Consider the following 14146-nt stretch of genomic DNA (forward strand, 5'->3'; position numbering starts at 1 on the left):
GGTGCGCCGGGGGTGCCGGCGGCGGAGGGCGTGAGATACCGCACACCTGCCGTAGGGTGGGGCGGTGACACCGCGCGCAGGGCGCGGGGGAGCGGAACGGTAGGGCAAGTGCGCAGCGCGGAGACTCCCACTCTGGCGAAGGCGGGCGGTGGCCGTGGCGGAACCGACTGAGGGCGGCCGGACGCGCGAGACCCCGCCCGGCACGGACCGGGACGGCCCCGGCGCGCCCGGGGCAGCCGGCGTCGGCGGCGTCGGCGGCGCGGGCGGCAGCGGATCCGCCGCCGAGGAGGACGACGAGAACATCGCCCTCCGCATGGAGCAGCTGATCGTCGGCTACGAGCGCCAGTACACCCCCTATCAGGCGGCCCGCGCCGCCGATGTGTCCATGGACCTCGCCGCCCGGTTCTGGCGGGCGATGGGCTTTCCCGACATCGGCCAGGCCAAGGCGCTGACCGAGGCCGATGTGCTGGCCCTGCGGCGGCTGGCCGGTCTGGTGGAGGCCGGACTGCTGAGCGAATCCATGGCCGTACAGGTGGCCCGTTCCACCGGCCAGACCACCGCCCGGCTGGCGGACTGGCAGATCGACTCCTTCCTGGAGGCCCTGACCGAACCCCCGGAACCCGGCATGACCCGCACCGAGGTGGCGTATCCGCTGGTCGAACTGTTGCTGCCGGAGCTTCAGGAGTTCCTGGTCTATGTCTGGCGGCGGCAGCTGGCGGCGGCGGCCGGGCGCGTCGTGCAGGCCCAGGACGACGCGGAGATGGTGGACCGGCGGCTGGCCGTCGGATTCGCGGACCTGGTCGGCTTCACCCGGCTGACCCGCCGGCTGGAGGAGGAGCAGCTCGGCGAGCTGGTGGAGACCTTCGAGACGACAGCCGCCGACCAGGTGGCGGCCGTGGGCGGCCGGCTGATCAAGACCCTCGGCGACGAGGTGCTGTTCACCGCGGACGACGCCGGGATCGCCGCCGAGATCGGGCTGCGCCTGGTGGAGACCATGGCGGACAACCCGACCATGCCGGAGCTGCGGGTGGGCATGGCCTTCGGCACCGTCACCACCCGGATGGGAGACGTCTTCGGCACCACGGTCAATCTGGCCAGCCGGCTCACCTCCATAGCCCCCAAGGACATGGTGCTGGTGGACGACGCCATGCGGGAGGAGCTGACCTCGGCCGGGGCGGCGCCGTACTCCGAGAAGGAGGCCGACGCGGGCGATCCGCGGGCGGCGGACTACCGGTACGCGCTCCAGCCGCTCTACCGGCGGCCGGTGCGTGGCCTGGGCATCATCGAGCCCTGGCTGCTCGCCCGCCGCGCCCCCCGCGGCTGACCCGGCCCGGCTTCCGGGCGCTGGGACGGCCTTCCGGTTCCGCCTGCGCAGGGTCGGTCCGCGCAGGCACGGGCGTGGGATGATGCCGGGCGGCGGCGCGTGAGCGCTCGTTAACCGACAGACCGCGCAGCGGGGAAACGGAGGCACCGTGACCGAGAAACGGTATGGAGAGTGGGTCGCCGTCCGCCGCCAGGGACCCGGCGACGGCATCGCCGAGCTGGTGCTGGACCGCCCGCGGGCCATGAACGCGGTCTCCACCGGGCTGGCCCGGGCGATCGGCGCGGCCTGCGCGGACCTGTCCGCGGACGGCACGGTCCGGGTGGTGGTGCTGACCTCCACCGCCGAGCGGGCCTTCTGCGTCGGCGCCGACCTGAAGGAGCGCAACGCGCTGACCGATGCCGAACTGGCGGCCCAGCGGCCGGTGGCCCGCGCCGCCTACGGCGGGGTGCTGGCGCTGCCGGTGCCGGCCGTCGCCGCGGTGCACGGCTTCGCCCTGGGCGGCGGCTGCGAGCTGGCGCTCTCCTGCGATCTGATCGTGGCGGACGAGACCGCCGTGCTGGGCCTGCCGGAGGTGACGGTCGGGGTGATCCCGGGCGGCGGCGGCACCCAGTTGCTGCCGCGCCGGGTGGGTGCGGCGCGGGCGGCCGAGCTGATCTTCACCGGGCGCCGGGTGGCCGCGGCGGAGGCCCGGGACCTGGGGCTGATCGACCGGCTGACGCCGGAGGGGCGGGATCGCGCCGAGGCGCTGTCGCTGGCCGCGCGGATCGCCGCCAACTCGCCGGTCGGGGTGCGCGCGGCCAAGCGCGCGCTGCGCACCGGCTGGGGCCGGGACCTGGCCACCGGGCTGGAGGTGGAGGACGCCGCCTGGCGCACCGCGGCCTTCTCCGCCGACCGCGCCGAGGGCGTCGCCGCCTTCAACGAGAAGCGCGACCCCGTCTGGCCCCCCGTCCCCTGAACCGGCGGCCCCCGGCCCCGGCCCGCCGCCCCGGCCCCGGCCCGCCACCCCGGCCCGCGGCCCGCGCGGCCGGCCGGTGCCTGCCGGGGGCCGCTGGTGCCGTGGGGGGATATCCGGGGCCTCACCGGCGGTAAGCCGCGAATCGGGTCAAACCCTCCTAGCCTTGGGCTATGACTGAAGACCGCCGGCTGCGGGCCGTGGTGGAACTGGCCCAGCGGATGGCGGCGGCGCGGGAACTGCGCGAGGCCGCCCGCGCCGCCGCGGACGCCGCCCGCCACGCCCTGCACGGCTCCTTCGCCGCGGTCTCCGCCTGGGAACGGGAGCGCGGCCGGCTCCGGGTGCTGGTCAACACCGGTGAGCTGGCCGAGGGCGAGGAGGAGTTCCCGGCCGACGAGTCCTACCCGGTGCACGAGTTCCCGGACATCACCGAGCTGCCGCCGGCCGCCTGGGCGGAGACCGCCGACGGCCGCCGGCTGGGACCCGGCACGCACTGCCCGCGGCGGGGCGCCGCGCTGCGCCGCCGCGGGCGCGGCAGCTGTGTGGTGGCACCGGTGGTGCTGCACGACCGTGCCTGGGGCGAGCTGTATGTGGCGCGCGGCGCGGACGCCGGCCCGTTCGACGCGGCGGACACCCGGTTCGCCTCGGTGCTGGCCGCGGTCGTCGCCACCGGGCTGACGCAGCACGAGCGGCTGGCCGAGGTGCGGCGGCTGGCGTTCACCGATCCGCTGACCGGCCTGGCCAACCGCCGCGCGGTGGACGCCCGGCTGGACGAGGCGGTGGCCGAGCACCGCCGCAGCGGAGCCGTGGTCTCCCTGGTGGTCTGCGACATCAACGGCCTGAAGCAGGTCAACGACACCCTGGGGCATGTCACCGGCGATCGTCTGCTGGAACGATTCGGCTCGGTGCTTTCCCGGTGCGGCGCGCAGCTTCCCGGCACCCTGGCCGCCCGGCTGGGCGGCGACGAGTTCTGCCTGATCGCGACCGGGCCGGCCACGGCCGAGGTGCTCCGGGTGGCCGGGGAGGTGTGCGAGCGTGCCGCCGATCTGGGGCTGGGCGAGGGGGTGGCCTGCGGGGTGGCCTCCACCGGCGCGGACATCGGGCCGCTGCGCTCGGGCGGACGGCTCTTCCGGCTGGCGGACGCGGCCCAGTACCGGGCCAAGGCGGCCCGGTCGGCCGGGCCGGTGCTGGCCGGCGGGGAGATCCGCCGGCTGGCCGACACGGCCCGGGCCGAGGCCCCGGAGCGCCGGGCGTTCCGCTCCCGGCCCGCGGCCTCCCGGAGCGGGCCGCCGCTCAAGCGGCACGGCCTGGGGGATCTCCCGCTGCCCGGCCGCGCCGCCGTCGCCCGGGCCCCGGCACCGGCGGCGGAAACGGCCGGGGCACCGGCGGCGGAGCGGCCCTCGGAGCGCCCCCCGTGGCGGCCGGGCACCGGGGGCGATGGAGTGGACAGCGATTCAGGACGTAGGGTTCTGAATATGGCTATGCATGTGGTGCTCGGCCCCTCGGGGGTCACGCTGGACGATGTGGTCGCCGTGGCCCGCCACGGCGCCCGGGTGGAACTGTCCCCGGCGGCGCTCGACGCGCTCGCCGCCGCCCGCCGGGTGGTGGACGGCCTGGCCGCCGGACCCGATCCCGTCTACGGCGTCTCCACCGGCTTCGGCGCCCTCGCCGTGCGCCACATCCCGCCCGCGCTCCGCACCCGCCTCCAGCGCAACATCGTCCGCTCACACGCCGCCGGCATGGGGCCGAGGGTGGAGCGCGAGGTGGTCCGGGCGCTGATGTTCCTGCGGCTGAAGACCCTCGCCTCCGGCCACACCGGTGTCCGCCCCGAGGTGGCCGCCACCATGGCCGCCGTCCTCAACGCCGGCATCACGCCCGTCGTCCACGAATACGGCTCGCTCGGCTGCTCCGGTGATCTGGCCCCGCTCTCGCACTGCGCCCTCACCCTGCTCGGCGAGGGCGACGCCGAGGGGCCCGACGGCACCGTGCGCCCGGCCGCCGGACTGCTCGCCGAGCACGGCATCACCCCTCTGGAACTGCGCGAGAAGGAAGGGCTGGCACTGCTCAACGGCACCGACGGCATGCTCGGCATGCTCGCCCTGGCCTGCACCGACCTGGCCCGGCTGTGCACCTCCGCCGATATCACCGCCGCCCTCACCCTGGAGGCGCTGCTCGGCACCGACCGGGTGCTCGCCCCCGAACTGCACGCCATCCGCCCGCACCCGGGCCAGGCCGACAGCGCCGCCAACATGCGCCGGATGCTCGCCGGCTCGGGACTGACCGGGCAGCACCAGGACGACGCCCCGCGGGTGCAGGACGCCTATTCGGTGCGCTGCGCCCCACAGGTCACCGGCGCCGGCCGGGACACCCTGGCGCACGCCCGGACCGTGGCCGGGCGGGAACTCGCCGCCGCCGTGGACAACCCCGTGGTGCTGCTGAATCCGGACGGCACCGGCCGGGTGGAGTCCAACGGCAACTTCCACGGCGCCCCGGTCGCCTATGTGCTGGACTTCCTGGCCATCGCCGCCGCCGACCTGGCCTCGATCTGCGAGCGCCGCACCGACCGGCTGCTGGACAAGAACCGCTCGCACGGCCTGCCGCCGTTCCTGGCCGGTGACGCGGGCGTGGACTCCGGGCTGATGATCGCCCAGTACACCCAGGCCGCGCTGGTCGGTGAGCTCAAGCGGCTGGCCGTCCCCGCCTCGGCCGACTCCATTCCGTCCTCCGCCATGCAGGAGGACCACGTCTCCATGGGCTGGTCGGCGGCGCGCAAGCTGCGCGTCGCCGTGGACGGACTCACCCGGGTGATCGCCGTGGAGCTGTGTGCCGCGACCCGGGCGCTGGAGCTGCGGGCCGCGCAGCCCGCCGCCGGCGCGCCCGGCGGGCAGCCCGGCCCGGCGGCACGGGCGGTGCTGGCCGCGGCGCGTGCGGCGGGCGTCGGGGGCCCGGGGGAGGACCGCTTCCTGGCCCCGGACCTGGCGGCGGCCGAGGCCCTGGTGCGGGACGGCGGACTGGTGCGGGCCGCGGAGCAGGTCACCGGGCCGCTGGTATAGCGCGGCCGTGCGGGCCGGCGTCAGCCGGTCCGCACGGCGGCGGAGGCGGCGGGCCCGGCGTCCCGGCCGGCGTGGTGCTGCTTCCGGTCGCTGTCCGCGGCCGGAGGGGCGGTTTCGGTGCCGGCCCGGTCCGGAGTGCCGGGCGCGGCCGGCTGCTCGGCGGCGGGCACGGGCCGGGGGGACGGCTCACCGCCCGCGTAGGCGGACGGCATCAGCCAGATTCCGCACAGCACTCCGCCGGCCACAAAACCGGTGATCAGGGTGCGGCGGTCGGCCATACGGCGGTGGTCTGCCACGAGGGCTCCCGGGTGGTGCGGGTGGGGACTGCGGTGGGGGGACAAACGGGGAGGGGACCGGCGGAGACGGACGGGGACGGACGGGGACGGCGCTTCGGCGGCAGCGGGTCCCGCACGCCGAGGCGGGGACGTGAGCAGTGATGTTACGGGGCGCTGCGGGTCGCGGGGAAGTGGCGGCGGCCGGGCGCCGTACCCTCCGAGACATGAGTGAGGAACAGTCCGAGTATGTCCGTCTTCGCATTGACATGGTGCTGGAGGCATCCGATGTCCTGCTGCTGATCGAGGCGGCCCGCTCCCGGATCGCCGAGGACGAGCTGATGCCCGACGAGGAACGGAACCTGGCCCTGGAGGCCGTCTCGCAGGACGCGGCCGAGGCCCTGGCCTATCTGGTCGACCCGATCGACCTGGTCAGCGAGGTGCCGGGGGTGGAACTGGCGCACGCCTCGTGGAGCAGCGAACTGGCCGAGTACGACCCCGAGGAGGAATGGCCCTGGGACGAGGAGGAATGGGACACCGAGGAGGGCGACGGCGGGGCGGAGGAACTGCCCGAGCCCGACGTCCGCTGAGCCGCCCGCCCGCCGCCCGCGGTGCGTCGTGCGGGGCGTCCGCCGCTCCGGCCGACGCCCACTCGGCGCGCGGATCGGCTCAGACCTCCGACCCGCCCCGCATCCGTCGCTGCGCCAGAGCGCGGCCGGCCACCGGACACCCGGCCCGGCGCCCGGTCCACCGCCCGCCGTTCAGCAGCACGCCCTCCGGCCGGCGGGCAGCAGCAACAACGGGCCCCTGCGTGCACCAGGGGGCCGGCGGCCCGCCCCCGGGCCACCGCCCCCGGCGCGAAGCCCCGCCGCCGCCATCACGACCGGCGCCCCTCCCCCTCCCCCTTCTCCCGCCCGCCGGACTCAGCCGCCGGCCGGCGCCTCCCACGGGCGGAAGACGGCGAACTCCAGCGGATCGTCGTCCTCGTCCAGCGCGGGCAGGCCGGGTATCCGGCCCTCGCCGCGCAGCCAGCTCAGCAGCATCCCGGTCAGCGTCATGCCGTGCAGCGGCGGGCCCTGCCCGGCATGCCGGGGCCAGACCACCAGCGGCCAGGAATCCGGCTCGCCCTCGGTCAGCCAGCCCAGCACATCACCGTCGGCCGAGTCGGCGAAGGACAGCAGCCCGCCCGGCTCCGGCCAGACCGGCAGCGGACACTCCTCCGGGAACTCCGCCCGCAGCTCCCGGTAGACCTGTGCATCCGCCCGGGACCGCGCGACGAGCCCCGACCCGCCGCCGTCCAGCGGATCGTAGAAGCGCAGCCAGCCGCCCCACTCCCCGGCACCATAGAGCTCCATCAGCTCGGCATACTCCCGCGGCAGCCCCGTCCCCAGCCGCTCGGAGACCTCCGGCCAGGCCGGCTCCCCGGGCCGCGGCCGGTCCGGGGGCGGCGGAACCAGCACCCGCAGCGCCGCCGTCCCCGTGCCCGTCTCCAGGGCGAACCGGCGCAGCTCCGGGGAGAGCGGCACCCGCCGCGGCGGGGGTGTCCACGGCCCGGGGCCGGTCAGCGCCCGGTTCCGCGCCACCACCGCGGGCAGCGGGCCGAACCCCTCGCCGCCGTCCGCCGGCCGCACCGGCCCGCGCACCACGGCCGCCAGAAACTCCGACAGCGTCAGCCCGGTCTCCCACCAGGGGTTGCCCTCCCGGTAGAGCGCGTCCCGCCGGAAGACGGTGACCGTCCAGCGGTCCGGATCGGCCGCCGAGGTGTCCCAGAACAGCTCCTCGGCCGCCCGCGTCGTCCCCCAGGCCAGCAGCCCGCCCTCGGCCGGCCGGAACTCCGGGACCCGGCAGGCCCCGGACTCCCGGCTGAGTATCCGGCACATCCGGTGCGTGGAGCGCAGCCACTCCCCGTAGTCGAACCGGCCCTCCTGCCGGCATGGCACATGCAGCCACAGATGCCCGCCGAAATCCGCCGGGCCCCAGGCGTCGGCCAGCGCCTTGTAATCTCCCGGCAGCCGCACCCCGAGCCACCGCTCGACCCGCTCCCAGTCGACGCACACGCCCACCGGCGGACTCTCCCGGTCCACCGCCACCACCGCGGCCATCCCCGCCTCGTCCATGGCACCAAGCCTGCCACCGCCCACTGACAGACCCTCATGCCCGCCCGGAGTGACCGGATCTGACCTCTGGCTACTTCTCCTCCCCCTTCTCCCGGCCCTCTTCCTCCTCCTCGGCCTCATTCTCCGTCTCCCTGCCGTGTTCGGACGATTCCATTGCCCGCTGCGCGACCGAGAGTTCGAAGCCGGCGATCAGCGGATAGACGACGGAGACCAGAAAGGCGGCCAGCGGCCAGGCGGCCAGACCGCCGATGAAGTGGGCCACGGCCCAGGCGGTAAGGGTGGTGGCCCCCACGGACAGCGGACTCAGCGAAATCCCCATGGCCGTGACCGTGCTGGGCTCCCGCTCCAGCGGTTTGCGGAAACCGGACGAGGCCACAGCCTGCAGCATGCTGAAGGCGAGCGCCGCTCCCAGCGCAAAACAGATGATGTGCACCACTCCGGAAAGCGCCGCCTCGGCGTTGAGCAGCGCCAGCGCGGCGGTGATGGACACCGAAAACCCATATGCCTGACCGTTGTTGCGCAACGAGGAACGCAGCCCGTGCGCCAGGTGTGTGAAATGCATGCTTCCCGCTCCGTGGTGGCGAGACAAATCGCTTCCGAGCCGCTCAATTCTGCACGAATTCCCGCCGCCGTTCCCGCACCCCGCCACCCCCGGGCCACCGCCCGGCGCGCTCCCGCCGTCCGCCTGTCAGACCTGGCATGTAGCTTTCTGCCGTTCTGCCCGCAGCTGTCGAGGAGACCTCGCGTGGTCCGTCACACTCCGCCCCGCCCGGTGCCGATCGAGGAACTGTGCCCGGAGCTTGCTCCCTTCCGCAGGGAGGCGGTGCGGCTGCACCCCCGCTCCGGCAGTCCCACCTGCCGGGACAGCTCGGTCGGTGGCCCGCTGCTGTGGCCGGAGGAGGAGCCATGGCCGATCTGCCCGGGCAGACAGGGAGACGTGTCCTACGCCGGCCACGAGGAGCCCGTGCCGTACATACCGATAGCGCAGGTCTACCGGTCGGACGCCCCTTGGACGCCCTTCCCCGAAGGGCGTGACCTGCTCCAGGTGCTGTGGTGCCCCTACGACCACGGTGAGTTCTGCTACCCGCTGCCGATGGTGCGCTGGCGCTCCGCCGCTCCGGTGGCGCGCGTGGCGTCTGCTCCGCCGCCGCCCGCCGGGGCTTCCGAGGATTACGTGCCTGACCCCTGCATCCTCCATCCCGAACCCGTGGTGGAGTACCCGAGCTCGGATCTGCCCGACGAGGTCGCCGATCGCATCAGGGACCGCCTTGACCGCCTGGAGACGGAGACCGGCTGGATGTACCACTACCACTTGGCCGACGCACCGGGCATCAAGCTCGGAGGCTACCCGGGCTGGACCCAGGAGCCGTGCTGGCCCGGCTGCCCCTCCTGCGGCAAGCGCATGGAGCACCTGATCACCGTGAGCAGCTGGGAGTGCGACGGCGAATCCTGGCGCACCTGGCTCCCCACCGAGGACCGGGTCATCGAAAACGGCCGGGAAACCAGACGCCAAGGGGTGATCAACGCGGCGGGCCTGATGCTGGGGGACGCCGGAGGCGTGTACATCTTTGAATGCCCCCGCTGTCCCGACCGCCCCCTCGGCCACTGGTTCGACTGCTCCTGACCCGAGCCTCCCACCCGAGTCCCGCCGCCCTGCGGCAGGGCTTCAGCCTTCGGCGGGGAGAGAGCCCACGGGCCGTAGCCGTTCTCATCGCGGTCGAGATACTCCTGGCGGGTGCTTCCACCGGCAGTGCTGTGCGTCCGGTCCGCCTTCTCAGCGGGCATCTCCCGCTCTGTGGCACGTGCTCGCTGTCGGGGAGGCCAGCAGGAGAACAAGTGCGTCCCGGCCGAGGTTGCTGCCCCGGCCGGTGCGGGGACGAGCCATTCGCGGAAGCCGGTCAGCATGGCGCCGCGGGCCCCGGCATCGAGGCCGTAGAGGTGGGTGACATGGGAACGGCAGGAGCCGTCCAGCGGGCCGAGTATTCCGGGGCGTCGCCGGAGATGGTCCAGGTGTTCTGACGTTCCACCGGTCAACCCCGAGCGCCCACCGGCGGACGGCCTCCAGGACGCCGGGCAGCCCACCACCCGGCAGCCATCCGCACGGCCCAGGACAGCCCGGCGCCCCTACGGCCGGCGGCAGCCCTCACCCACCGCCGAAGCCACCACCAGCCCAACCCAACCCCCGCGCGCACAGACAGCGAAGCGGCCCGGTCCCCGTGAGCCACAGCGGGAACCGGACCGCACGACGGACAGCCATCCGCCGCAACCCCGGGAACCGGTGCGCGAAGGAACCCCGGGGAGTCCATCACCGGCCGCTACCCGGCACTGTCGTGGTAGGGGTTGCCCGGCGCCGGTTCCACCACCCAGCGCTGCTCGATCCGCAACGTGAACCGCCGGTGCGAGGGGTTCAGCCCTGTGTGCTTGATCGTCCACACCTCGACCGACAGCGGCTCGTCCCGGGCCGTGAGCGACCGCGCGCCGCAGTCCGCGCACTCGGCCGTGAACTCCGCCCGGGGCAACTCCGGTGACGGGTCCAGCGTCAGCGTCCACTCAGTCGTTCTGATGACAGCCCGGCTCACCGCAGCGTCCCCCGCCGTGACCGGTTGTTCGTCACGGCCACCCGGGCGCTGAGCGACGCCTGGTCGCCGAGGACCACCACGTCCTCACGGTCCGCCTGCCACTCCCGGCCGCCTCCCAGCGGGCGCAGGTGCACCCAGATGCGGTCGACGTCCATCACTTCTCCGACCCTGTCCCGCACGGTGTCACGGGCCACCACACCCCTGCGCAGCTCCGGTGGCCGTTTCCCGCCCCCGGCCGCACCACCCACCGGCGACCCGGCATTACTCTTCATCCGTCAACGCTCCTAGTCAGCGTCTGGCCACGCCCCCGGACGTCGCCACGTCGCGGGGGTACGTGCTTGCGTGACCATGGTTTGCGCCGCCGTGTGTGACTCAACAGGTGACCAGCGTGACTACACTGGGGAGTTGTCAGTCACCCCCTCAGTGAGGACTGATCGCAGTGAGTGACTTCGCGGAGCGAGCCGGACAAGCGCTCGAACACAGCGGGTACTCCATAACCGCCGCAGCGCGGGCGCTGAACTACGACCGGGCGTTCCTGAGCCGTGTACTCAACCGAAAGCAACAACCTTCGCTGAGGCTTGCCCAGATGCTCGACGACCTCACCGACTCCGGCGGAGATCTCTACCGGCTCGTGGCCAAGCAGTCCTCACCGGACCCGTCGCCCGGACTACCTGTACCGGTCCTGTCGCTTCCGGATCTGGCACCTGATCCCGACCTCAACGACCGCATCACCCGGACAATGGAGGGACTGCGCCACCACGTCGACGCGTCCGTGATCGAGTGGCTGCACCGGTGCCTTGCCGAACACCGTAAAGCGGAGGACACCATCGGCGCGGGACCGGTCATCGCAGTCGTACAGGCGCAACTGTCCTCGGTCTCGGCCCTCACCCGGAACGCTTCCGGCCCTCTCGCCGATCAGCTCACGAGTCTGGTCGCCCAGTACGCGCAGTTCGTCGCCTGGATGTGCAACGACCTGGGGGACAAGGCGGCTGCGCTGGGGTGGTACGACCGCGCGCACGACTGGGCGATGGAAGCCGGTGACGCCAGCATGGCGGCCACCGCTCTCAGCATGAAGGCACACCTTGCCTGGAGTGTGGGGAACCCGACCCGCACCGTCAGGCTGAGCGAGGCCGCCCGCTGGCACGAAGGGCGCATCACACCCGGGGTACAGGGCATGGCGACCCAGATGACCGCCCGTGGTCATGCCCTGGGCGGAGACGCCAGCGCCACCCTGGCCGCCCTGGACACCGCAGAGCGGCTGATCCGCCGCGCCGCCGAGCACCCAGAGGACGAGCCGTCATGGATGTACTTCTACGGTGAAACCTGGTTGGCGGGCCAGCGCGGCATGATCATGCTCGACCTGGTGGAGCGGACCGGCCGCGACGCCTCCCAGGCGATCGCTCCCCTTGAGCTCTTCCTGAATCAGCTTCCGGCCACCTACGTGCGGGACCGCGCGTGGTACGGCGCCTGCCTGGCCCGCGCTCACTCGGCGGCCGGTGATCTGGACGCCGCCAGCCAGACGGCCCGGACCTTCGCCCCGGACGCGGTGAGACTCAACCGCTACGCGGCCGACGACCTTCGCACGCTCCACGGTCTTCTCAGCCGGAGAATGAGCAGTGATCCCGGCATCCGGGAGCTGGGCGAGGTGCTGCAATGCGCCTGACACGGACGGTGGTTGGGGCGGTCGGTCTCCGGGATTTTTAGGCAGCCACCATGGGGGAGCCTCGAAGACCGGGTACCCCATCGGGCTACATACCGGGCAGGCCACAAGCCAGCCCGATTCGCGGAGCCTACGGGCACCCGAACTCTCCCCCCATGGCAGCTCCCGCCCAAAAGTCCCTCCGACCGCCCGCGCTGGCACGTGCGGGCGGTACGTGGCGCGGCGCAGGTCAGCCGTCGGTGGGCAGGATGCCGGTCGGGCAGGAGGCGCCGCCGCTGATGCCGTCGATTGGGTCACTTAGCTTGACGCCGGTGCCACCGATGCCGCAGTAGCCGTTTTTATTGCGGTCGAGGTACTGCTGGTGGTAGTCCTCGGCGGGGTGGAAGGGGCGGGTGTCGGCGGGGAGGATCTCGGTGGTGATGGTGCCGTGGCCGGCGGCGGTGAGCGCCTGCTGGTAGGCGGTGCGGGAGAAGGATGCCCGCTCCTGCTGCTCCGGGGAGTGGGTGAAGACCGCGGAGCGGTACTGGGTGCCCACGTCGTTGCCCTGGCGGAAGCCCTGGGTGGGGTCATGGGCCTCCCAGAAGACCTGGAGCAGCCGGTCGTAGGAGACGACGGCGGGGTCGAAGACGACGCGGACGCTCTCGGTGTGCCCGGTCAGCCCGGAGCACACCTCCTCGTAGGTCGGGTTCGGGGTGTGACCGCCCTGGTAGCCGACCAGGGTCGTCCACACGCCCGGGGTCTGCCAGAAGCGCCGCTCGGCGCCCCAGAAGCAGCCCAGCGCGAAGTCCGCCACGTCGAGCTGCTCCGGGTACGGCGGCAGCAGCGGGTTGCCCAGTACGGTGTGCCGCTCCGGCACCCGGAAGGCGGGCTCGGCGCGGCCCGGCAGGGCCTCTTCGGGGGTGGGCAGCCGGTCCTTGACGCGGAAGCGCACGTCGGATCACTCCTTACTGTCCGCCGATGGCCAGGGCCCGGTAGGCGGCGTACTGGCGGGCCGGGTCCTCACTGTTCACCCAGGGCAGGGCACCTACATAACCATCCACCGCGCGCACCTGTTCCGCCGCCTCCGGGTACCGCTCGGCACGCACCAGGAAGAACAGCAGCAGATGGTGCACGTGCGGCAGCACGGGGTGGCCGGGGCGGGCGTGGAGCAGCGCGTAGTGCGCCGCCTCGATGGCGTCCGTGGTCACCTTGCCCCGGTAGACGCCCTCGGCGAAGGTCACCTCCGGCAGGTGGTCGTAGACGGCGAACAGCGGGAGCGCGGGCAGCAGGCTGCCGGGAGCGGCGCCGGCCGCGGCGCTCTCGGCGAAGGCGTACGCCTCCTTGCGGGAGCCGTGCCACTTCTCGGACCAGTAGGGCAGGGCGGCGAGATGGGCGCCCATATGGTCCGGGGCAAGACGGACGACGCGCTGCCACAGCGCCTCGAACTCCGGCCGGCCGTCGCCCAGGACGCGGGCCACCATCAGCTCGGTGATCAGCGGCGTGGGATCGTCCGCGGCCAGCCCGGCGGCCTCCCGGCAGACGGTGCGCGCCTCCTCCAGGATGATCCGGTGGCCGGCCGAGCCGGGGTCGGACAGGGCCTGCCAGACCAGGAACTGGGCGTAGACCTGGGCGCCGCCCGCGTCGGCCGGCTGCTCCCGCCGCCATTCGCGCAGCCAGCCCGCGTCGCTCACCGGCGCGCCGGGGGCACCGCCGGGGACGCCGGTGGCCTCCGGTGCTCCCGGGGGCTGCTCGTCCGGTCCGGCGGAGCCCTGCGCGGCCTGCCACCGGGCGAGCTCCATGGCGGCGGCCCCGGCCAGCGACTGCACCCGCTGCCAGCGCAGTTCCACGTCATCGGTGAGGGCCAGCAACTGTCCGGCCGGACGCCAGTCCTGGGTCCGCTGGGTTTCCTCCAGCGCCTCGATCAGCTCGTCGTCCGGGCCGGGCAGCCGCCGGTCCAGGTTCTCCACCGGTACCAGGCCGCCTTCGGTGACCCGTCCCGGGCCGGCGTCCCCGTCCGCGCCCTCCTTGCGGAACGACACCGGGCGGTCGCCGGACGCCTCCGGCCCGAGGGGCGGGCGCGGCGACGAGGCGGCTGCCCGCTCGAAGTCCCGGCGCCTCAGGTGGCGCAGGATCGCGGGCCTGGCCACGATCACGGCGAGGACGGTACAGGCGAAGAGCACCAGCAGGAATTCCATGACGTGCGGCTTCCG

13 protein-coding genes and 1 pseudogene are annotated in these 14146 nt (G+C 73.8%); 7 read left to right on the plus strand and 7 right to left on the minus strand.

Annotated elements, in window-relative coordinates:
• The first annotated feature begins 154 nt into the window (after positions 1-154).
• From BM242_RS01725 to hutH, 4 genes and pseudogenes are all read left to right on the plus strand, one after another.
• Complete coding sequence (locus tag BM242_RS01725) at positions 155-1324, plus strand: adenylate/guanylate cyclase domain-containing protein (protein ID WP_425443790.1); 1170 nt, start codon at positions 155-157, stop codon at positions 1322-1324.
• Between the two features lie 148 nt (positions 1325-1472).
• On the plus strand, positions 1473-2279 hold the full coding sequence (locus tag BM242_RS01730; protein WP_093836781.1) for an enoyl-CoA hydratase/isomerase family protein: 807 nt from the start codon (positions 1473-1475) through the stop codon (positions 2277-2279).
• A 218-nt stretch (positions 2280-2497) separates the two neighbouring features.
• A pseudogene (locus BM242_RS29950) lies at positions 2498-3436 on the plus strand (diguanylate cyclase domain-containing protein); the annotation flags it as partial.
• A gap of 321 nt (positions 3437-3757) precedes the next feature.
• The gene (hutH, locus tag BM242_RS29955) at positions 3758-5329 is read left to right on the plus strand and encodes a histidine ammonia-lyase (protein WP_175541255.1); all 1572 of its coding nucleotides are present in this window, start codon (positions 3758-3760) and stop codon (positions 5327-5329) included.
• 20 nt (positions 5330-5349) lie between these two features.
• Here hutH and BM242_RS01740 read toward each other — a convergent pair whose 3' ends face one another.
• On the minus strand, positions 5350-5625 hold the full coding sequence (locus BM242_RS01740; protein ID WP_139238238.1) for a hypothetical protein: 276 nt from the start codon (positions 5623-5625) through the stop codon (positions 5350-5352).
• A 203-nt stretch (positions 5626-5828) separates the two neighbouring features.
• Between BM242_RS01740 and BM242_RS01745 the strand changes: the two genes are divergently transcribed.
• Positions 5829-6191, plus strand: a complete 363-nt coding sequence (locus BM242_RS01745; protein WP_093836784.1) for a hypothetical protein — start codon at positions 5829-5831, stop codon at positions 6189-6191.
• 333 nt (positions 6192-6524) lie between these two features.
• Here the strand turns inward: BM242_RS01745 and BM242_RS01755 are convergent, their stop codons facing one another.
• Both BM242_RS01755 and BM242_RS01760 read right to left on the minus strand, forming a co-directional pair.
• Positions 6525-7718 carry an SMI1/KNR4 family protein gene (locus BM242_RS01755; protein ID WP_107365069.1) on the minus strand — a complete coding sequence of 398 codons (1194 nt, stop codon included), beginning with the start codon at positions 7716-7718 and terminating at the stop codon, positions 6525-6527.
• A 70-nt stretch (positions 7719-7788) separates the two neighbouring features.
• The gene (locus BM242_RS01760) at positions 7789-8280 is read right to left on the minus strand and encodes a hypothetical protein (RefSeq protein ID WP_093836786.1); all 492 of its coding nucleotides are present in this window, start codon (positions 8278-8280) and stop codon (positions 7789-7791) included.
• Between the two features lie 183 nt (positions 8281-8463).
• On the opposite strand from BM242_RS01760, the gene BM242_RS01765 reads away from it, so the two are divergent.
• Positions 8464-9342, plus strand: a complete 879-nt coding sequence (locus BM242_RS01765) for a YwqG family protein (protein WP_245833738.1) — start codon at positions 8464-8466, stop codon at positions 9340-9342.
• A 691-nt stretch (positions 9343-10033) separates the two neighbouring features.
• On the opposite strand, the gene BM242_RS01770 is transcribed toward BM242_RS01765, so the two are convergent.
• A complete protein-coding gene (locus BM242_RS01770) occupies positions 10034-10297 on the minus strand; it encodes a DUF7848 domain-containing protein (protein ID WP_093836788.1) in 264 nt (87 codons plus the stop codon).
• On the minus strand, positions 10294-10452 hold the full coding sequence (locus BM242_RS01775) for a hypothetical protein (protein WP_245833739.1): 159 nt from the start codon (positions 10450-10452) through the stop codon (positions 10294-10296). The genes BM242_RS01770 and BM242_RS01775 overlap by 4 nt, the downstream gene beginning before the upstream one ends.
• Positions 10453-10736: 284 nt before the next feature.
• On the opposite strand from BM242_RS01775, the gene BM242_RS01780 reads away from it, so the two are divergent.
• Complete coding sequence (locus BM242_RS01780; protein ID WP_093836789.1) at positions 10737-11960, plus strand: NsdA family TPR-like regulatory protein; 1224 nt, start codon at positions 10737-10739, stop codon at positions 11958-11960.
• Positions 11961-12186: 226 nt separating this feature from the next.
• Here BM242_RS01780 and msrA read toward each other — a convergent pair whose 3' ends face one another.
• The gene (gene msrA, locus BM242_RS01785; protein ID WP_093836790.1) at positions 12187-12888 is read right to left on the minus strand and encodes a peptide-methionine (S)-S-oxide reductase MsrA; all 702 of its coding nucleotides are present in this window, start codon (positions 12886-12888) and stop codon (positions 12187-12189) included.
• A 13-nt stretch (positions 12889-12901) separates the two neighbouring features.
• On the minus strand, positions 12902-14131 hold the full coding sequence (locus BM242_RS29780; protein WP_093836791.1) for a hypothetical protein: 1230 nt from the start codon (positions 14129-14131) through the stop codon (positions 12902-12904).
• Positions 14132-14146 lie beyond the last annotated feature (15 nt).

This window comes from Streptomyces aidingensis (assembly GCF_900112355.1).
GTDB lineage: Bacteria > Actinomycetota > Actinomycetes > Streptomycetales > Streptomycetaceae > Streptomyces > Streptomyces aidingensis.